The organism is Bradyrhizobium sp. 76, assembly GCF_023073025.1.
Taxonomy (GTDB): domain Bacteria; phylum Pseudomonadota; class Alphaproteobacteria; order Rhizobiales; family Xanthobacteraceae; genus Bradyrhizobium.
This window is the reverse complement of the sequence record NZ_JADPIS010000109.1, coordinates 23,767-42,141: the sequence shown is the minus strand read 5'-3', so window position 1 is coordinate 42,141 and position 18,375 is coordinate 23,767. Positions and strand designations below refer to the sequence as shown.

18 protein-coding genes are annotated in these 18,375 nt (G+C 65.1%); 7 read left to right on the top strand and 11 right to left on the bottom strand.

The annotated features are described in order from the left end of the window. Positions 1-66: 66 nt before the first annotated feature. Positions 67-1,065, bottom strand: coding sequence for a cobaltochelatase subunit CobS (gene cobS / locus IVB48_RS29940; RefSeq protein WP_007599232.1), 999 nt, complete (start codon positions 1,063-1,065; stop codon positions 67-69). Positions 1,066-1,374: 309 nt separating this feature from the next. On the opposite strand from cobS, the gene IVB48_RS29935 reads away from it, so the two are divergent. After that, positions 1,375-2,034 (top strand): DedA family protein, encoded by a 660-nt coding sequence (locus IVB48_RS29935; protein ID WP_027567981.1) that lies wholly within the window; start codon positions 1,375-1,377, stop codon positions 2,032-2,034. Between the two features lie 130 nt (positions 2,035-2,164). Here IVB48_RS29935 and IVB48_RS29930 read toward each other — a convergent pair whose 3' ends face one another. Then, the gene (locus tag IVB48_RS29930) at positions 2,165-3,394 is read right to left on the bottom strand and encodes a citrate synthase family protein (protein ID WP_247405743.1); all 1,230 of its coding nucleotides are present in this window, start codon (positions 3,392-3,394) and stop codon (positions 2,165-2,167) included. Between the two features lie 75 nt (positions 3,395-3,469). Between IVB48_RS29930 and IVB48_RS29925 the strand changes: the two genes are divergently transcribed. After that, positions 3,470-4,564: a citrate synthase/methylcitrate synthase gene (locus IVB48_RS29925; protein WP_247405740.1), complete on the top strand. Its 1,095-nt coding sequence runs from the start codon at positions 3,470-3,472 to the stop codon at positions 4,562-4,564. Positions 4,565-4,776: 212 nt separating this feature from the next. On the opposite strand, the gene IVB48_RS29920 is transcribed toward IVB48_RS29925, so the two are convergent. After that, positions 4,777-5,412, bottom strand: coding sequence for a DnaJ domain-containing protein (locus IVB48_RS29920; RefSeq protein ID WP_247405736.1), 636 nt, complete (start codon positions 5,410-5,412; stop codon positions 4,777-4,779). A 152-nt stretch (positions 5,413-5,564) separates the two neighbouring features. Between IVB48_RS29920 and IVB48_RS29915 the strand changes: the two genes are divergently transcribed. Next, positions 5,565-5,840, top strand: a complete 276-nt coding sequence (locus tag IVB48_RS29915) for a BolA family protein (protein WP_026232423.1) — start codon at positions 5,565-5,567, stop codon at positions 5,838-5,840. A 123-nt stretch (positions 5,841-5,963) separates the two neighbouring features. Here the strand turns inward: IVB48_RS29915 and IVB48_RS29910 are convergent, their stop codons facing one another. The 3 genes from IVB48_RS29910 to IVB48_RS29900 all read right to left on the bottom strand — a co-directional run bounded on the left by IVB48_RS29910 (position 5,964) and on the right by IVB48_RS29900 (position 9,129). Next, positions 5,964-7,268, bottom strand: a complete 1,305-nt coding sequence (locus IVB48_RS29910; protein ID WP_007599226.1) for an HlyC/CorC family transporter — start codon at positions 7,266-7,268, stop codon at positions 5,964-5,966. Between the two features lie 92 nt (positions 7,269-7,360). Next, on the bottom strand, positions 7,361-8,509 hold the full coding sequence (gene aroB, locus IVB48_RS29905; RefSeq protein ID WP_247405733.1) for a 3-dehydroquinate synthase: 1,149 nt from the start codon (positions 8,507-8,509) through the stop codon (positions 7,361-7,363). After that, entirely contained in the window at positions 8,506-9,129 is a 624-nt protein-coding gene (locus tag IVB48_RS29900; protein WP_247363073.1) for a shikimate kinase, read from the bottom strand. Before IVB48_RS29900 ends, aroB begins: the two co-directional genes overlap by 4 nt. A gap of 185 nt (positions 9,130-9,314) precedes the next feature. Here IVB48_RS29900 and IVB48_RS29895 point away from each other — a divergent pair, with 185 nt between their 5' ends. The 4 genes from IVB48_RS29895 (at position 9,315) to IVB48_RS29880 (ending at position 13,561) form a co-directional block, all read left to right on the top strand. Continuing rightward, positions 9,315-9,461 (top strand): hypothetical protein, encoded by a 147-nt coding sequence (locus tag IVB48_RS29895; protein WP_035669499.1) that lies wholly within the window; start codon positions 9,315-9,317, stop codon positions 9,459-9,461. Between the two features lie 17 nt (positions 9,462-9,478). Then, a complete protein-coding gene (gene xerD / locus IVB48_RS29890) occupies positions 9,479-10,447 on the top strand; it encodes a site-specific tyrosine recombinase XerD (RefSeq protein ID WP_247405730.1) in 969 nt (322 codons plus the stop codon). Positions 10,448-10,648: 201 nt separating this feature from the next. After that, positions 10,649-11,611 (top strand): acetyl-CoA carboxylase carboxyltransferase subunit alpha, encoded by a 963-nt coding sequence (locus IVB48_RS29885; protein WP_007599220.1) that lies wholly within the window; start codon positions 10,649-10,651, stop codon positions 11,609-11,611. A gap of 405 nt (positions 11,612-12,016) precedes the next feature. Beyond that, the gene (locus tag IVB48_RS29880; protein ID WP_247405727.1) at positions 12,017-13,561 is read left to right on the top strand and encodes a murein L,D-transpeptidase family protein; all 1,545 of its coding nucleotides are present in this window, start codon (positions 12,017-12,019) and stop codon (positions 13,559-13,561) included. Between the two features lie 186 nt (positions 13,562-13,747). Here IVB48_RS29880 and IVB48_RS29875 read toward each other — a convergent pair whose 3' ends face one another. From IVB48_RS29875 to IVB48_RS29855, 5 genes are read right to left on the bottom strand one after another with little or no spacing between them, the layout of a single operon-like run. Then, positions 13,748-14,443: an ABC transporter ATP-binding protein gene (locus tag IVB48_RS29875; protein WP_247405724.1), complete on the bottom strand. Its 696-nt coding sequence runs from the start codon at positions 14,441-14,443 to the stop codon at positions 13,748-13,750. After that, entirely contained in the window at positions 14,436-15,170 is a 735-nt protein-coding gene (locus tag IVB48_RS29870; RefSeq protein ID WP_027567990.1) for an ABC transporter ATP-binding protein, read from the bottom strand. The genes IVB48_RS29875 and IVB48_RS29870 overlap by 8 nt, the downstream gene beginning before the upstream one ends. Beyond that, positions 15,157-16,263 carry a branched-chain amino acid ABC transporter permease gene (locus IVB48_RS29865; RefSeq protein ID WP_247405721.1) on the bottom strand — a complete coding sequence of 369 codons (1,107 nt, stop codon included), beginning with the start codon at positions 16,261-16,263 and terminating at the stop codon, positions 15,157-15,159. The genes IVB48_RS29870 and IVB48_RS29865 overlap by 14 nt, the downstream gene beginning before the upstream one ends. A gap of 6 nt (positions 16,264-16,269) precedes the next feature. Continuing rightward, positions 16,270-17,487 (bottom strand): substrate-binding protein, encoded by a 1,218-nt coding sequence (locus tag IVB48_RS29860; protein ID WP_007599205.1) that lies wholly within the window; start codon positions 17,485-17,487, stop codon positions 16,270-16,272. 4 nt (positions 17,488-17,491) lie between these two features. After that, the gene (locus tag IVB48_RS29855; protein ID WP_027567993.1) at positions 17,492-18,349 is read right to left on the bottom strand and encodes a branched-chain amino acid ABC transporter permease; all 858 of its coding nucleotides are present in this window, start codon (positions 18,347-18,349) and stop codon (positions 17,492-17,494) included. Between the last annotated feature and the right edge of the window lie 26 nt (positions 18,350-18,375).

Here is an 18,375-nt window from a genome sequence, read left to right as displayed (position 1 = left end):
TCGCGGCATGGGTCCCGGCCCCTGTGCGCAATTGCGCACTCGGCCGGGACCACACACCGAGAGAGATCAGCTGAGCGCCACGTTCACCGCCGATTCCGGCAGCTCCGCGTTGAAGCAGCGCTGGTAGAACTCGGCGACGAGGGGGCGTTCGAGCTCGTCACATTTGTTGAGGAAGGTGACCCGGAACGCAAAACCAATGTCGCTGAAGATGTCGGCGTTCTCGGCCCAGGTGATCACCGTGCGCGGGCTCATCACCGTCGACAGATCGCCATTGGCGAAGGCGTTACGGGTGAGGTCGGCGAGGCGAACCATCTTGTTGACGATGTCGCGGCCCTCCGTGGTGCGATAGTGCTTGGCCTTGGCCAGCACGATCTCCACTTCCTCGTCATGGCTGAGATAGTTCAGCGTGGTGACGATCGACCAGCGGTCCATCTGGCCCTGGTTGATCTGCTGGGTGCCGTGATAGAGGCCCGAGGTGTCACCGAGACCGACGGTGTTTGCGGTCGAGAACATGCGGAATGCCGGGTGCGGCTTGATCACCTTGTTCTGGTCGAGCAGCGTCAGCCGGCCGGAGACTTCCAGAACGCGCTGGATCACGAACATCACGTCCGGACGGCCGGCGTCGTATTCGTCGAACACCAGCGCGACATTATGCTGGAGCGCCCAGGGCAGGATGCCGTCGCGGAATTCAGTGACCTGCTTGCCGTCGCGGACCACGATCGAGTCCTTGCCGACGAGGTCGATACGGCTGATGTGGCTGTCGAGGTTGACGCGCACGCAGGGCCAGTTCAGTCGCGCGGCGACCTGTTCGATATGGGTGGATTTGCCGGTGCCGTGATAGCCCGTGACCATGACGCGGCGGTTGTGCGCGAAGCCGGCGAGAATTGCGAGCGTGGTGGCGCGATCGAAGCGGTAATCGGAATCGACTTCGGGGACGTGAGGATCGACTTCGGAATAAGCGGGGACTTCGAGATCGCTGTCGATCCCGAACACCTGGCGCACCGACACCTTCATGTCGGGCAAACCGGAAACTTCCTCAACTTTGGACATCGCGGCGGTCGTCATCAATCCTCCGAGGTCCCGGGCGATCCCGAGACCAGTTATTGCACGTTGGCTGCGGCTGGGTGCGATCGCGAACCTATCAGAGACAACGTGCGGGCAGAAGCCCGCCCCTCAATCAAAGTTCCGTTGTCTTTTCATTTAGATAGGCAAGGAACGCGATTTTTGGAAGGCTGCCCTGCGAATCACGCCTGAATTTCATGCCAAGGGCGCGGTCCTGCCCACGCGGGTGGCACTTTTACCGCCGCTTGTTACTTATGTAGGGTCCGAATGCAGGGCCCGAACCCCGAGGCCCAATCCCACCACAGAGACGACGTGACGTCCTTTCTCGATCCCCTCATTTCATTCGTCTCGGCCCATGCGTGGCTGGCCTATCTGACCCTGTTCCTGGCGGCCCTGCTGGAGGCGGTTCCGGTGGTGGGGTCTGTGATCCCCGGCTCGACCATCATCCTGGCGCTAAGCGCCCTGGTCCCGGGCGGCGAGCTTAGGCTGCAATGGGTGTTGCTGGCGGCAGCCCTCGGCGCAGTGCTCGGCGACGGTTCGGCCTACTGGATCGGCCACCGGCAGCAACGGGAGATCCTCAACACCTGGCCGTTGACCAATTATCCGCGCGTGGTCGAGCAGAGCGAGAATTTCTTCCACCGCTTCGGCACCTGGGCGGTGTTCTTCGCCCGCTTCGTGCCGCCGATCCGTGCCTTCGTCCCGGTCACCGCGGGCGCGCTGGGCATGCCCCCGGCCCGCTTCTATGCCATCAACATCCCGGCGATCCTGGTCTGGGCGCCGGCGCATGTGCTGCCGGGTGTTTTGGCGGTCTCAGTGCTGCACGAATATGCCGGGCTGCACCACCATGGACATGTCGGCAAGCACATCTGGATCCTGACCGTGATCGGCGTCGCGATCGTTCTGGGCCTGGCGGTCTGGATCTATCGCCGCCGGAATGGCGGCGGCGTCGCGGTGGCGAAGCCGCGAGGGTGATCTATCCAAGCACACCACCCTCATCCTGAGGACCTGCCAACGACGGGCGTCTCGAAGGATGGCCGCGGGCGACAGCGGGGCCTGCATGGTTCGAGACGCGTTCCGCGCTCCTCACCATGAGGTTTCTTGATCATCCTTTGGAATCCGCAACCCCCGCCCTCCGCCCCGGCGCAGGCCCGACATACCTTGCCCGCGGCCTGATCAGCTTGCCGTGCTGTAATTGCTCGCTCGCATGAGCGATCCAGCCGACGCTGCGGGCCATCGCGAACAAGGCGAGCTCGCTGCCTGGGGGCAAGCGCAGCGCGTGCACGAGCACCGCGAGCGCGTAGTCGATGTTGACGAGCTCGCCGGTCGCCTCCGCGATCCGCTCGGGCACTTCCTTGGTGAATTTGCGCGGCGCGCCGGCGCGGGCCAGGGCATTCAGGAGCGACTGCGCGCGCCGATCGCCCCGCTTGTAGACGCCGTGACCGAAGCCGGCAAAGCGTTCGCCGAGCGCGACGCGTTCGCGGACCAACGGCTCGACGTCACGATCCACCAGCGCCTTGACAAGCTGCGAGGCGAGCACGCCGGCGCCGCCGTGCTTCGGTCCCTTCAGCGCGGCGAGGCCGGCGATGACGGAATCATAAAGATTGAGGCCGGTGGAGGCCGCGCAGCGCGCGGTGAAGGTGGACGCGTTCAACTCATGCTCGGCGAGCAGAACCAGCGCGCGACGTATGAGATCGGCCGCGTGCTTGTTGTCGGGCGCCCAGGCCCTCGCGATCTGCTGGTGTAGCGGCTCGGCGGACGGCTCCGTGTTGAGCATGGTCGCGACCAGGAGCCGGACGATGCGCGCACCGACCATGGCGCGGCCATCCGGTGCACGCGTGAACGCGCGGGGATCGGCGCTCGACGCGAGCGCCAGCACGGCAATGGCACGATCGATCGGCGCGGCGCGACGCGCGGCCTGCGCGATCAGGCGCATCTCATCGGACATCGCAGGCTGATTATCCGGCGCGAACGGATCGACGCCGGAGACGTCCCACAGAAGCGTGGCCGTGTGCTCCAGCGTGTCGTGCTCGGCGAGATCGACGCAATTGACACCGCGATAGATCGCGCCCTCCTCGGTGATGGTGGAGATTTCCGTGTCCATGACCGGCAGATCGGCATCGAAGCTGCGCAGGCCGCGCGGCTCCGGCGACGGCACCCGCCGCTCCTTCAGGGCCCGGACGTCCTCGGCGCGATAGCGGTTCTTGCGCGAGTCCGGCGTCGGCTCGGAGCGGACCAGGCCGCGGCTGACATAGGCGTAGAGCGTGGCCGGCGAGATCGCGAGCTCGGCGGCGGCTTCCCGGGCGGAGAGGTAAAGCCCCTCGGAATTTTTCATATTGATTTATATAATCAAGATTGATCAATCTGTCGAGAGGCCCGACCTTTGGCTGGTGCAAAGGAGATTTGGGCCATGAACATCCACCTCACCAAAAGCCAGATCGGGCTGGACGGCGTTCCCGCGGCCGAAACCGTGCTGAGCCATGTCGACGGCGAGCGCGGCGAGTTGATCATCGCCGGCGAGCATGTCGGCCGATTGGCGAGTCAGTCGAGCTTTGAGGGCGTCACCGCCCGGCTCTGGAACGGCGCCAGCACGACCACGCTGAGCGAAGCCAATGTGCGCGCGAGCCTCGGCGCGGCACGCGAGCGCGCCTTCGCGCGGCTGGATGAACTGCTGCCGGCAACGCGCGGCATGGGCATCGTCGACGGGTTTCGCGCGGCGGTCGCGGGACTTCGCGCCGAGCACGACCTAGCCCATGAGGCGACGATCGTAGGCGCATTCCCGGTAATTGCGGGCGGGCTCGTCCGCCGCGCTAGGGGTCTCGATCCCGTGGCGCCCGATCCGAACGCGAGCCACGCCGCCGATACGCTTCGCATGCTGCACGGACGCGCGTCCGAACCACGCGAGGTCACGGCGCTGGACGCCTATCTCGTCACCGCCAGCGACCACGGCATGAACGCCTCGACCTTCACCGCGCGCGTGGTGGCCTCGACGCAGGCTGATCTATTCGCCGCCGTCACCGCCGGCTATTGCGCGCTGACGGGTCCGCTGCATGGCGGCGCGCCGGAGCCGGTGCTGGAAATGCTCGACGCCATCGGCTCGCGCGAGCGCATCCAGCCCTGGGTGGACGCGGCACTCGCCCGCGGCGAGCGGATCATGGGTTTTGGTCACCGCGTCTATCGCGTGCGCGATCCGCGCGCCGACGTGCTCAAGACCGCGATCGAGGCGCTGGCCTCGGACGGCGCCGACCTGCCCTTTGCCGGCGAGGTCGAAGCCTATATCCGCGCAGCCTTGCGCAAGAAGAATCCGGAGCGGCCGCTGGAGACCAATGTGGAGTTCTTCACCGCGATCCTGCTCGATGCGCTGGCGATTCCGAGGCAGGCCTTCACGCCGATCTTCGCGGTGGCGCGCGCAGCCGGCTGGACGGCGCATGCGCGCGAGCAGCAGCGGACGGGGCGGCTGATCCGGCCGAGCTCGTCATATGTGGGGGCGATGCCGAAGGCGTGAGGCTAGTGGCGTATAGCGGGAGCATGACGGCGGGGCCAATCGCTCCACCGTCGTCCCGGCGAAGGCCGGGACCCATACCGTGTGATCTATCGGTAAATAGAGATGTCAGTACCGCGTGAAGACCTGTTCACTGCGAGTCTTCGCCAAACTTCTCCCTGGGGTTATGGGTCCCGGCCTTCGCCGGGACGACAGCGGAGAATTTGGCTAGAGGCCTATGCCTCGCGCACCACGGTCTTCAGATAATTATACGCCTTGATGATTTCGATCAGGCGATCCTCGGTGGAGCGGTCGCCGCCGTTGGCGTCGGGGTGGTGCTGCTTCACCAGCGCCTTGTACTTGGACTTGACGTCAGCGAGGGTGGACTGGGGGCCGAGGCCCATCACCTGGAGCGCCTTGCGCTCGGCGTTCATGATCTTGCGCGTCTCGGCTTTGGGCGCGGCCTGCGGGCCGGCGCGCCAGCCGGTGCGGCCGTTGAGCTCCTGGAACATGCTGAACGGATCGAAGGCACCGTCGATCTCGGCCTCGGCGCCTTTCTTGACGCCGCCATTGGCGCCCATCTTCCAGGTCGGACGATGACCGGTCAGCGCATCTTTCTGATAGCGCGCGACAGCGTCGGCATTCATGCCGGAGAAGAAATTGTAGTTCTGGTTGTACTCGCGCACATGATTCAGGCAGAAGTGCCAGTACTCACGCTGATTGTCGCGACCCTTGGGCGCACGATGCGCGCCCTTGTTCTGACACCCGGTCCATTCGCAATTGACCACGGCGTCGCGCGGCTTCACTTCCGGCTGCTTGCCTTTCGGCTTGATCCGGATGGAGTCGAAGAACTTTGATGAATCGATCGGCATGGCTGACTTTGACTACGCAATGCAAAAACCTTCAAGTCTTGACATTGCAATTAGCTGAAAAGCATAGCCGAAACTATGCTGAGGCGTCCTTGAACGACCGCCAGAGGCGGCCTATGCAATACGGAGAGCGATCTCGCACCGTAATGACCCAGATGGCCATCAGAGACACTATCAGCAACAAGTTGCAGGAAGCTTTCACGCCGGAAAGCCTGCAAGTCGTCGACGAGTCACATTTGCATGAGGGCCACGCCGGCCATCGGCCGAGCGGCGAGACGCACTTCCGCGTTTATATTGTGTCTTCCGCCTTCAAAGGGAAGAGCCGGGTTGATCGGCACCGCATGATAAATTCGGCGCTCGCCGCGGAACTCTCCGGCAGCGTGCACGCACTGGCGATCCACGCGCAAGCGCCGGGAGAAGGCGGGAGCTAGCTCGCCGATACGGCTGTCATGCCCGCGAAGGCGGGCATCCAGTACTCCGAGGCGGCGCGGCCAGAATCGAGCCGCTGCGGCGTACTGGATCGTCCGCCTTCGCGGACGATGACAGCTACCGCGTCAAAACGACGTCCCGGCCCGCCGCCGCTTGGCTTCCTCCATCTCCGTCTCGCGCGGCACCGGTGAAATACGGAGTGCGGTGATGCGGTTGCGTTCGCGGCGGAGGACGCGGAAGCGGAAGCCGTGAAAGGTGAAACTCTGGCCCCGGTCGGGAATCGAGCGCGCCTCGTGAATGACGAGGCCGGCGACCGTCGTTGCCTCTTCGTCAGGCAGGTGCCAGTCCATGGCGCGGTTGAGGTCGCGGATCGGCACCGAGCCGTCGACGACGACCGAGCCATCCGGCTGGGCGCGCACGCCCGCGACCACGACGTCGTGCTCGTCGGAGATGTCGCCGACGATCTCTTCCAGAATGTCTTCCAGCGTCACGAGACCTTCCACTTCGCCGTACTCGTCGACGACCAGGGCAAAATGGGTCTTGCGGCGGCGGAACGCCTTGAGCTGCTCGGAGACGGGCCGCATCTCCGGCACGAACCACGGCGGCAGCGCGATGGTGGAGACGTCGATGCGCGAGGTCTCGCCGTCGGCCGCGCGAATCGCGCGCAGCAAATCCTTGGCGTGGAGCACGCCGATGATGTTTTCCGGCTTCTCGCGCCACAGCGGAATGCGGGTGTATTCGGCCGCCAGCACCTCGCGCACCAGATCCTCCGGCGGCAGGTCGGCGTTGATCATCGTCATCTCGGTGCGATGGATCATGACGTCGGAGACCTGGAGCTCGCGCAGATCGAGCAGCCCGCCGAGCATGTCGCGGTCGTGCTTCTCGAACTTGCCTTCATGGTGCAGCAGGTCGACCGCGCCGCGGAGGCGCTCGGTCGGCGACAGGATCGCCTGGTGCTCGCCGGCAAGGCCAAACAGGCGCATCAACAGCCGCACGATGACTTCCACGATCCGCAGCAGCGGCCCCAGCACGTACATCGTCAGCCGCATCGGGCGTGCCACCGCCAGCGCCATGCGATCAGGCGCGTTGATCGCAATGGTTTTGGGCAGCACCTCGGCGAAGATCACGACCAGCGCGGTCATCAAGCCGGTGGCATAGAGCACGCCGACGTCGCCGAACCAGGCCGTGAAGATGCTGGTGGCCAGGGCGGATGCACTGATATTGGCGATGTTGTTGCCGAGCAGCAGCGCGCCGATCAGGCGCTCGCGCATGTCGAGCAGCTGCGAGACCACGTCGGCGTCGCGATTACCCTGCTTGGAGAGCCGCAGCATGCTGGCGCGCGAGGCGCCGGTCAGTGCGGTCTCGCTCGCGGCGAAGAAGCCGGAGACGAGCAGGCAGAGAATGACGATGGTGAATCCGAGCCAATCCATGAACCACTCTGGTTTCTTGTTTTGACGCGTTTTCTTGACGCGAACCGGTACCCACTTCGCTCGAAAACGCTTTAGCGCCGTTCAACCGCGTGTCACGCCTTGTGGGCGAGCTTGTCCTTGAGGAAGTCGCGCACCGGAGCCGGTTCGACGTTCTTCGCGACGACGGCGCGTCCCACAGCCTCCAGCAGGATGAAGGTGAGCTTGCCGCGCACGACCTTCTTGTCCTGCGCCATCAGCGCCATCAGCGCGTCGGCATCGGCAAGCCCCTCCTGCGCGAAGCCCGCGATGTCCTGCAAGCGCGTCGGCAGGCCTGCCTCAACGAGGTGACGCTCGACGCGCGTCGCATCCGCTTCGCCGATCATGCCGAGCTTCGCCGAAAACTGCGCCGCCAGCGTCATGCCGATCGAAACGCCCTCGCCGTGAAACAGGCGGTCGGAGAAGCCGGTCGCGGCTTCCAGCGCATGGCCGAACGTATGGCCGAGATTGAGCAGCGCGCGCTCCCCGGTCTCGCGCTCGTCGCGCGAGACCACGCCGGCCTTGGCGCGGCAGGAGGTCGCGATCGCATGCTCGCGCGCCGAACCGCCTTTGGAGATGTCGGAATGGTTCTTCTCGAGCCAGGCGAAGAAGGCCTCGTCGCCGAGCACGCCGTATTTGGCGACCTCGGCATAGCCGGCGCGGAACTGCCGGGGCGACAGCGTGTCGAGCACGGCGGTGTCGGCAATCACCAGCACCGGCTGGTGGAAGGCGCCGAGCAGATTCTTGCCCTGCGGCGAGTTGATGCCGGTCTTGCCGCCGACGGAAGAATCGACCTGCGCCAGCAGCGAGGTCGGCACCTGCACGAAATCGACGCCGCGGCGCAGGATCGCCGCCGCAAAGCCGGCGAGATCGCCGACCACGCCGCCGCCGAGCGCAATGACGAGATCGTTGCGCTCGATCTTCGCGGCGATCAGGGCTTCGCTGACCTTTTCGAGACCGGCATAGGTCTTCGAGATCTCGCCTTCCTCGACGACGATGCGCGATGTCGCAATGCCGCTGGCTGCGAGCGAAGCCTCGGCGGGTTCGAGCCAGTATTTCGCGACGGTACGATCCGTCACGATCGCGGTGCGCACGCCGGGGCGCAGGCCCGCGACGCGTTCGCCGAGCGAAGCCAGCACGCCGCGGCCGATGACGATGTCATAGGCGCGATTCTCCAGCGCGACCTCGACGTTGACGGGATCGGAATGTTTCAAAGGCGCGGTCATCGTGCGGCACTCGCGACGTCGGCTGGTGGCGGGGACGCCCGTTCGCCGCAAAGATGCGCGCGTAGCGTCTCGATGGTCTCCTCAACGATCTTGTCGTGCGGCACGTCGCGCGAGGCGATGGTGAGGTCGGCATGGCCGTAGACCGGCTCGCGCTCGGTGAGCAGGCGCGTCACGGTTCCTTCGGGATCGGCGGTCTGGAGCAGCGGACGGTCGGCGCGCCGGCGCACGCGGCGCATGATGACGTCATGATCGGCCTTGAGCCAGATCGAGATCGCCTTTGCCGCGATACGGCTCCGCGTCTCCTCGCGCATGAAGGCGCCGCCGCCGGTCGCCAGGACGATGGGGCCGCCGTCGAGCAGACGCGCGATCACGCGGGCTTCGCCGTCACGGAAATGCGGCTCGCCATGACGCTCGAAGATTTCCGGTATGGTCATGCCGGCCGCGGCCTCGATCTCGGTGTCGGCATCGACGAAGGGCAGCTTGAGCCGGAGAGCCATGCGGCGGCCGATGGTGGATTTGCCCACCCCCATCATGCCGACGAGCACGATCGAGCGCGTCCCCAGCGCCGACAGGATGTCGGCCTCGGGCGAAGCTTGGATCGGCAACGCGGCGTCGGGCATTTGTCTCGCTCGAATGGGTCTCGCTCGATCTGCCGCCAAAGGCGGCATCCTTTGGCCACCTATACGACCCCAAAGGGGGCCTCGCCAGAGGACTCTTGCCACGAAACGGCGAACGTGTTGGATGATTTCATTGGTTAATTTGCCCGCCAAGCCACCTGACCGAGACCCTCTCCGAGATCCTGCCGATGCCCAGCCTGTTCCGCTTCCTGACGGTCGTCGCCGTGATCGCCGGCATCGTCTATGGCGTGGTCTTCGCACTGGCGAACTTCGTCAATCCCAAGCCGCGCGAAATGACGGTGACGATCCCGCCGGACAAGTTTCTCAAGAAATAGGAGGTAGCCTCCGGGGCATGCGTGCAAAGCCCTCAGACACAAAGCTCACCGGCCTGTTCCTCGACATGCTCGCGGCGGAACAGGGCGCCGGCCCCAATACGCTCGACGCCTATCGCCGCGATCTCACCGACTTCTCCGAGTTTCTCGGCCGCGTCGGCCATGCATTCGCGGACGCGGAAACACAGACGCTGCGCGACTATCTCGCCGATCTCGACACGCGCGGCTTCAAGTCCACCAGCGTCGCGCGACGGCTGTCGGCGATGCGGCATCTCTATCGCTTCCTCCTGAACGAACGCATCAGAACCGACGATCCCGCGGCGATCCTGTCCGGGCCGAAGCGCGGCCGCGGCCTTCCGAAGGTGCTGTCGATCGCGGATGTCGACCGCATGCTCCGCCGCGCCAAGGAATTGAGCGAGGCGGAGGCTGCCTCGCCCTCGAAACGGCTGCGCGCCCTGAGACTCTATTGCCTGCTCGAGGTGCTCTACGCCACCGGCTTGCGCGTCTCCGAGCTGGTGGCGCTGCCGCGCACGGCCGCGAAGCGCGACGCCCGCATGATCGTGGTGCGCGGCAAGGGCAACAAGGAACGGCTGGTGCCGCTCAACGAGGCCTCGCGCCAGGCCATGGCCGATTATCTCGCGGCGACGGAGGCCGCCAAGGACAACAACAAGACCGACAAGAAGAACAGCGTGGCGGCGTCGAAATGGCTGTTCCCCTCGTTCGGCGAGAGCGGGCATCTGACGCGGCAGCATTTTGCCCGCGACTTGAAGGAGCTTGCGGTCGCTTCAGGGCTGCAGGCCCGGCTGGTCTCCCCCCACGTGCTGCGCCACGCCTTCGCCAGCCACCTGCTTCACAATGGGGCCGATTTGCGCATCGTGCAGACGCTGCTCGGCCATACCGACATCTCGACCACCCAGATCTACACCCACGTGGTCGAGGAGCGGCTGAAGAGCCTGGTCCGCGACCTGCACCCGCTGGCGGAGAAGTAGGTCTGGCGCGTCGCCCCGCTACAGGCCAAGGCCGAAACCGCCTTGACTTCGGCCACATCTCCGCAGAAAGAGCCGGGGCCTCACGATGATTGGCCTGCGCTGGTTGCGAACACACAAGCCAACTCATTGACGGACCTACATTTCTTTCCACGACATCGAATCCGCTTCGCCGCCTCGCCCCGTTCTCCCTATATTGAGTTGATGCCAGACCAGATGCGCAGCTATCTCGATTTCGAAAAGCCCGTCGCCGAGCTCGATTCCAAGCTCGATGAATTGCGGACGCTTGCGGCCTCCGGCAGCGACATTGCCGAGGAGATCGGGCGGATCGAGGACAAGGCGGCGCAGGCGATGGCCGACCTCTATCTGAACCTGACGCCGTGGCAGAAGACGCTGGTCGCGCGGCATCCGCAGCGGCCGCATTTCAACGACTTCATCAAGGGCCTGATCACCGAGTTCACCCCGCTCGCCGGCGACCGCAAGTTCGGCGAGGACGAGGCGCTGGTGGCCGGCTTCGGCCGCTTCCGCGGCGAGGCCATCTGCGTGATGGGCCAGGAAAAGGGCGATTCCACCGAGAGCCGCATCAAGCATAATTTCGGCATGGCGCGGCCCGAGGGCTATCGCAAATGCGTGCGGCTGATGGAGATGGCCGAGCGGTTCGGCCTGCCGGTGCTGTCGCTCGCCGATTCCGCCGGCGCCTATCCCGGCATCGGCGCGGAAGAGCGCGGCCAGGCCGAGGCGATCGCGCGTTCGACCGATGCCTGCATGGCGCTGACCGTGCCGAACGTCGCCATCATCACCGGCGAGGGCATGTCGGGCGGCGCCATCGCCATCACCACCGCCAACAAGGTCCTGATGCTGGAGCACGCGATCTACAGCGTGATCTCGCCCGAGGCGGCGTCCTCGATCCTCTGGCGCGACGGCTCCAAGGCGCAGGAAGCAGCCAACAACATGAAGATCACGGCACAGGACATGCTCCGCTTCGGCGTGATCGACAGCATCCTGAAGGAGCCGGTCGGCGGCGCCCATCGCGACCCCGCCGCCATGATCGCCACCACGGGCGACGCCATCGCCAAGGCCTTCGACGAGCTCCGGGGCCTCGACGGCGACGCCATCCGCAAGCATCGGCGGCAGAAATTCCTCGATATCGGCCGGAAACTGGGCTGATTCGGGCGGTTTGGGACCCGTTGGACGCGTTACCCTCCGCCGTCGTCCAAGCTTTCGTCAGGACGACGCTGGATTTGAGGCCGGCCAAGCCCCGCAGGCGTCCGGTAACCCCGCGTTAACCCTTTTTTTGCCCAAATCAGCGATCTCTGTACCGGTTTGGCCGCGAGGCCCAAGTTACGGCCCAGTTTAAGTCTTCGTTGACCACGCCTTTGGGCCAACGGGCTCGTGATCCCCGTTCGGGTTGCGACCACATGACCCAGAGGTTAGAATTTTAATCAATGGCTTCAGGGCATAAGCGCTGGAGCGTGATTGCGAAAAAGCCCGTCGCGACGGGTCCGGGTCTCCGGTCGGATCATGCTTCAAGATGGGTTTGCGCGCGCTGCCCTGGACGGTGTGGGGTCCATCTTGATTTCTCGTTCGCTTGCTCGCGCGTTTCTGGTTTCGGTGGCGCTTGCCGCCAGCTTCGTGCTGGCCGGCTGCGATACTGACCAGGTTTCGCTTGCGACCAATGCCAAGGCCAACCAGCCGGTGCCGCCAAAACTTCTCGCCGCGATGGTCGAGAAGAACATGGACCTGCAATCGCCGATTCTGGTGCGCCTGTTCAAGCAGGAGGCCGAGCTCGAGGTCTGGAAGCAGACCCGCAACGGCCAATTCGCGCTGCTCAAGACCTATCCGATCTGTCGCTGGTCGGGCGACCTCGGCCCGAAGGTGCGCGAAGGCGACCGCCAGGCGCCGGAAGGATTCTACTCGATCAATCCGGGCCAGATGAATCCGCAGTCGGCGTATTATCTGTCGTTCAACACGGGCTATCCGAACGCGTTCGACAAGGCTTTGGGCCGCAGCGGCTCGCAGCTGATGGTGCATGGCGATTGTTCGTCGCGCGGCTGCTACGCGATGACGGACGAGCAGATCGCCGAGATCTATTCGCTCGGGCGCGAATCCTTCTTCGGCGGCCAGAAGGCGTTCCAGCTGCAGGCCTATCCGTTCAAGATGACCCCGGTGAACATGGCCAAGCACCGGAACAATCCGAACATGCCGTTCTGGAAGATGATCAAGGAAGGCTATGATCATTTCGAGGTGACGCGGCAGGAGCCGAAGGTCGATTTCTGCGAGAAGAAGTACGTGTTCGACGCGGCGAAGGCGCCTGACGCCAAGCGCGATCCGGTGTTCGACGCGTCCGCGAAATGTCCGGCCTATGTGGTCCCCGAGGAGATCGTCAGCGCCGTGCGCGAGAAGGATGCGCGCGACCAGGCTGAGTACAACAAGCTGGTTTCGCGCGGTACGCCCGTTGCGCGCATGAACACCGGTATCGACGGCGGCATGAACAAGATCTTCGCCGCGAAGATTCCGGAAGGCTCGACCGGCCTGTCGGAGGGCGCCGAAGGCACCACCTTGCAGATGCTGGCGATGGCGAAGGCGCCCGGCACGATCCCTGGACACGTCAATCCGCCGAAGCCGAATCTCGATGCAGCCGCGCCCTCGCCGCAGGAAGAGCCGGTCGTCGCCGTCAGCACGCCCGCCGCCAACGCCCGCGTCGCCACCGCAGCTGCGCCTGAGAAATCCGGCTTCTTCTCCAACCTCGGCCGCAAGATGGGCATGGGCAACGCCGACGCCACGGCAACCACGCCTCCGCCGCAGGCCACGGCATCCGTCGCTCCGGCCGCGACGACCACGACACCGCCGACCGCAGCGTCCCGGCTGAAGGCCGCGGTGACCCGGTTCGTACCGGGTCGCGACACGTCCAAGGATGCAGCGAAGGATGCGCCGAAGCCGGCTGTTGCCGCAGCCAAGCCCGCCGAACCTGCGAAGCCCGATACCCGCCTCGCGGCGACGCGCCCGACGCTGAAGCCGTCGGTGTCGGATGGCGCGGGTGAAGCGACCCAGATCATGGGCGCCGCGCCGGTCGTGCAGTCGAACTCGTTCGACAGCCGGTTTGGGGCGGTGAAGTAAGCGGGCGCTCCGCTTAATCTCTCCGATCCATCCCAGCCTGACGCCGTCATTCCCCGCGATGGCGGGGAATCCAGTATTCCAGGCACCCCTTATCGATCGAGAAGCTGCGGCGTACGGGATGCCCCGCCTCCGCGAGGCATGACAGCCGAGTTCGGTGTGAGAGCGACGCGCTTCACGCGCGCTCTCCTACGGCGCCAGATACCGCAGCAGCTCCGGATTGCCCCTCACCTCGCCTGCCTCGCCTTGTAGTGCGACGCGGCCGCGGTCGAGCACGTAGGCGTAGTCGGCGACGCGGAGCGCGAGGTCGAGGTGCTGCTCGACGATGATGACGGCGATGGTTTTCGCGAGTTCGATCAGGCGCTCGGTGATCTCCTCGATCACGCCGATCCAGACGCCCTCGGTCGGCTCGTCGAGCAGAAGCAGTTTTGGATCGCCCAGCATGGCGCGGCCGATGGCGAGCATCTTGCGTTCGCCGCCGGACAGCGTGCCGGCGGGCTGGTCGAGGCGCTGGCCGAGCTTTGGGAATATGGTCAGCACGTGGTCGACCGCGTCGGCCTTCCTGCTCGCGAGCGAGCCGACCGCGAGATTGTCGCGCACCGACAGGCGCGCGAACACCGAATACTCCTGCGGCACGTAGCCGATGCCGGCGCGCACGCGCTCCTGGGTCGCGCGGCGGCTGATGTCGCGCCCGTCGAAGGCGACCTCGCCCTTCCACGCCGGCAGCTCGCCGACGATGGTCTTCATCAGCGTGGTCTTGCCGGCGCCGTTGCGGCCCAGCACGGCGACACCGCCGCGCCAGGGAATGCCGAGGTTGACGTCGAACAGGACCTGGCTGCGGCCATAGCCGGCGTCGAGATGCTTGATGTGCAAAAATTCAGGCACGGCGCAAATAGATCTCCTGGACGGCCTTGTTGGCCTGGATCTCCGACACCGTGCCGGATGCCAGCACCTTGCCCTGGTCGAGCACGGTGAGGCGATCGCAGATGTCGCGGATGAAATCGAGGTCGTGCTCGACGATGACGAGCGAGCAATGCTTTTTGATCGGCTGCAACAGTTCGCCGGTGACGCGGCGCTCCTCCAGGCTCATGCCGCCGGTGGGCTCGTCCAGCAGCAGAAGCTTCGGCTTGCAGGCAAGCGCCATCGCGATCTCCAGCCATTGCTGCTGGCCGTGCGACAGCGCCGCGGCCGCATCGAAAGCGCGGCCGGCAAGGCGAAATTGCGTCAGCATGGTCATGACCTGATCGTGCAGGAGCCCGCGCGTGCGCGAGAACACGAGATCGAACAGCGAGGACTGCGCCTGCAGCGCGAGCAGGATGTTGTCGTACAGCGTCAGCGTCGGCAGCACACTGGTGATCTGGAATTTCAGGCTCATGCCGGCGCGGGCACGTTCGGTCGGCGTGAACGCGGTGATGTCGGTGTTGATGAAACTCACCTTGCCCTGCGTCGGCACCTCGGCGCCGGCAATGCACTTCATCAGCGTGCTCTTGCCGGAGCCGTTCGGGCCGATCAGGCCGTGAAACTCGTTCTCGCCGACGGTCAGCGCGGCGCCATCGAGCGCGGTGAGCTTCCCGAAGATCTTCTTGACGCCGGTGGCTTCAAGGAGCGGCATCGCGCTTCTCCTTCCCGGTCTTCCTGGATTTCCCGCCAAAGCTGCCGACCCGCTCGCGCTCGCCCAGCACGAAACTGATCAGGCCGAGCGGCCGGAACAGGATCACGAGCAGGAGCAGCACGCCAAGGATGATCGGCCAGACCTCGCGGTAATTGTCCGAGAGCCAGAAGCTGACGCCCTCGACGATGACGGCACCGATGACGGCGCCGATCAGCGTGCCGGAGCCGCCGAACAGCACATAGAGCACGACTTGCGTCGAGACCACGACGCCGACCATGTTGGGCCAGACGAAACCTTCGTGGAAGGCGTAAAGACTGCCGGCAAGACCCGCCACCGCGCCGCCGATCGCGAAGATGATCGCCTTCAGGTGCTGCGTCTTGTAGCCGAAGAAGGCGATGCGCTGCTCGTTCTCGCGCAATCCCGCAAGCGCCAACCCGAATTGCGAGCGCACCAGAAAACGGCAAAGCAGATAGACCACCACAAGAAGGCCAAGCACGAGATAATAGAACGGCGGCCCTTCCGAGAACTCGTAGCTGCCGAGCGTCATCGACGAGATCGAGGGAATGCCGTTCTGGCCACCGAGATAGTACCAGCCGCGCGCGAGCCGGTCGGCGGCGTAGGATCCGGTCAGCGTGCCCAGCGAGACGAAGATCACGCTGGAGGGATGCCGTCCCAGCAGCAGGAAGCCGCCCAGCAGCAGCGCAAAGGTGAGGCCGATGATGGTGCCCGCAGGCAGCACTAGGAAGATGTTGGTGATGTTGAGGTCGCGCGCGAGCAGCGCCACGCCATAGCCGGCCGAGCCGAAAAACAGCGCCTGGCCGAAGCTCATGATGCCGGCATAGCCCCACACCAGGTCGAACGACAGCGCGAACAGCGCGAGGATGATCACACGCGTCGCGAACACTGTGAGATAGTCCTGCAGCAGCAGCGGCGCGAACAGCGCCGCGACCAGCACGACGCCCTCCACGATCGGCAAGACCTTTCGGCCCGAAGCGGCTTGCTTCGTTGGTCCGTGCTCAGTCATGGCGGCGGCCGCCTCCCCGCCGATCTCGGCGGGGATCGCCTGTTTCACTGCGCCCATCGACTTCAGCATTCCGCCTTAACATTCCTTGGGATCGACGAGCCCGTCGCTGCGTCCGACGATCTCGTAATTCCCGCCCTTGGCGACCGCGGTGTACATCTTCATCTTGCAGTGCCGCTTGCCCGGGACCATCTCGGCCGGTCCACCCGGGCCCTCGGCGATCTTGGCGTGGTCGAGCGTAGCCGCGACCGACTCGCGGTCGATCTTGCCGGCTTCCTTGACGGCGGCTTCCCACAGCTTCAGCCCGCGATAGGTGCCGGTGGCGGCGCTGCCGGCGGCGAACAGGAAGTTGCCCGGGAAATCCTTCTCGTAGGCGGCCTGGATTTTTGCGTCGAACGGGTTCTCCTTGGTCAGCACCTTGAAATAGTCGAGACAGCTGGCGAGACCCTCGATCTCGGCGGCCTGATTGATGTTGAGCGTGTTCTCGTCATAGTAGACGCAGGCCAACCGTCCGCCGTTCTTCAGGAAGCCGGCTTCATAGAGCTGCTTGAAGAACGGACCGACGCCCGGCGGGATGACGGTGTTGAAGACGACGTCGACCTTGTTGGAGATGATGCGGTTGACGGTCGAGGAGAAGTCGACCTGGTCGAGCGGATAATATTCCTCGAACACGACCTCGCCGCCGTTGGCCTCGATCACCTTGCGTGCGTAGACGTTGAGCGTGTGCGGCCAGACGTAGTTGGCGCTCGGCAGCGCGAACTTCTTGCCGCCGTTCTTGATCAGCCAGGGAATGAACTCGTCGCACTGCTGCGCGGGCGTCGGCCCGGTGCAGAACAGATAGGGCGTGCACTCCTTGCCTTCGTAGAGCTGCGGATAGATGTAGAGCGTCTTGCCGCGCGCGACGATCGGGTCCTTGATCGCGTTGCGCATCGACGAGGTGATGCCGCCGAGCACCATGTCGACCTTGTCGCGCTGAATCAGCTTGCGGACGTTGCCGACCGCGACGGATTCGTTCGAGGCGGTGTCCTCGATGTAGAGCTCAAGCGGGCGACCGAGCAGACCGCCGCCGGCGTTGATCTCCTTGATCACCATCTTGGCGACGTTGGCGTCGGCATTGCCGGCGTAGGCGATCGGCCCCGTGAGGTCGGTGGCGATGCCGACCTTGATCGGGGCTTCGGCCGCATTGGCCCAGGGCGCCGGGATCACCCAACTGCCGACGCCGGTTGCGACCGCGCCGGAGGCAAAGGCGAAATTCGAGAGGAAGCGGCGACGGGAGAGCTGAGTACGATCGGACATGTGACTAAACCCCTTTTCCAGCAATGAGGCCCTGCGGCCGGAATTTGATGAAGACGATGGCGAGAACGAAGACGAGGACATCGGCGACGACCGGCGCCATCACCCAGGGCAGCGCGGCACTGAGCGTGCCGATGACGCCGGCGCCCGCGACCGGCCCGATGAAGGAGCCGACGCCGCCAACCATGACCGCGACAAAGCCCTGGATCAGGAAGCGCAGGCCGAGATCGGCGAACAGGCTGAACACGGGGACGATCAGCGCGCCGGCAAGGCCGGCAAGCGCCGCGCCGAACGCAAAGGTGGCGCCGTAGATCAGCGGCGTGGAGATTCCGGAGGCGCGTGCCAGCGACGGGTTTTCCAGCGTGGCGCGCACGCGCAGGCCGAAGCTGGTGCGCGCCAGCAGCAGATAGCAGCCGCCCATCACCAGCGCCGTGATGACGATGATGGTGAAGCGCCAGGCCGAGATATGCATGGCGCCGATGTCGATCGAGCCGCCGATCGGCTCCGGCACGGTGAGATAGAAGCCGCCGATCAGGCCGCGCACGGATTCGCGGATGATCAGGCCGAGCGCATAGGTGCCGAGCATGGCGACGATGGGGGCTGCGTAGAAGCGTCGGATGATCAGCGCCTCCAGCACGAAGCCGAGTGCGCCGACGAGGAAGGGCGCGGCGACCATGCCGGCCCAGATCGGCAGGCCCTTGGCGTAGGCAAGATAAGTGATGTAGGCCCCGAGCAGGACGAACTCGCCCTGCGCGAAGTTGAAGATGCCCATCATGCTGGCGATGATGCCGAGACCCAGCACGATCAGAACGATGATCGCGCCGAAGCTCAGGATCTCGAACGCCGCGACGAACGCGTTAGCCATGCGCCGGAGCCTTTCCCGTTCCGATG

Coding starts and splice junctions, on each gene's coding strand:
- cobS (WP_007599232.1), bottom strand. CDS start 1,065: ATGACGACCGCCGCGATGTCCAAAGTTGAGGAAGTTTCCGGTTTGCCC.
- IVB48_RS29930 (WP_247405743.1), bottom strand. CDS start 3,394: ATGAAAAATTCCGAGGGGCTTTACCTCTCCGCCCGGGAAGCCGCCGCC.
- IVB48_RS29925 (WP_247405740.1), top strand. CDS start 3,470: ATGAACATCCACCTCACCAAAAGCCAGATCGGGCTGGACGGCGTTCCC.
- IVB48_RS29920 (WP_247405736.1), bottom strand. CDS start 5,412: ATGCCGATCGATTCATCAAAGTTCTTCGACTCCATCCGGATCAAGCCG.
- IVB48_RS29915 (WP_026232423.1), top strand. CDS start 5,565: ATGGCCATCAGAGACACTATCAGCAACAAGTTGCAGGAAGCTTTCACG.
- IVB48_RS29910 (WP_007599226.1), bottom strand. CDS start 7,268: ATGGATTGGCTCGGATTCACCATCGTCATTCTCTGCCTGCTCGTCTCC.
- aroB (WP_247405733.1), bottom strand. CDS start 8,509: ATGACCGCGCCTTTGAAACATTCCGATCCCGTCAACGTCGAGGTCGCG.
- IVB48_RS29900 (WP_247363073.1), bottom strand. CDS start 9,129: ATGCCCGACGCCGCGTTGCCGATCCAAGCTTCGCCCGAGGCCGACATC.
- IVB48_RS29895 (WP_035669499.1), top strand. CDS start 9,315: ATGCCCAGCCTGTTCCGCTTCCTGACGGTCGTCGCCGTGATCGCCGGC.
- xerD (WP_247405730.1), top strand. CDS start 9,479: ATGCGTGCAAAGCCCTCAGACACAAAGCTCACCGGCCTGTTCCTCGAC.
- IVB48_RS29885 (WP_007599220.1), top strand. CDS start 10,649: ATGCCAGACCAGATGCGCAGCTATCTCGATTTCGAAAAGCCCGTCGCC.
- IVB48_RS29870 (WP_027567990.1), bottom strand. CDS start 15,170: ATGCCGCTCCTTGAAGCCACCGGCGTCAAGAAGATCTTCGGGAAGCTC.
- IVB48_RS29865 (WP_247405721.1), bottom strand. CDS start 16,263: ATGCTGAAGTCGATGGGCGCAGTGAAACAGGCGATCCCCGCCGAGATC.
- IVB48_RS29860 (WP_007599205.1), bottom strand. CDS start 17,487: ATGTCCGATCGTACTCAGCTCTCCCGTCGCCGCTTCCTCTCGAATTTC.
- IVB48_RS29855 (WP_027567993.1), bottom strand. CDS start 18,349: ATGGCTAACGCGTTCGTCGCGGCGTTCGAGATCCTGAGCTTCGGCGCG.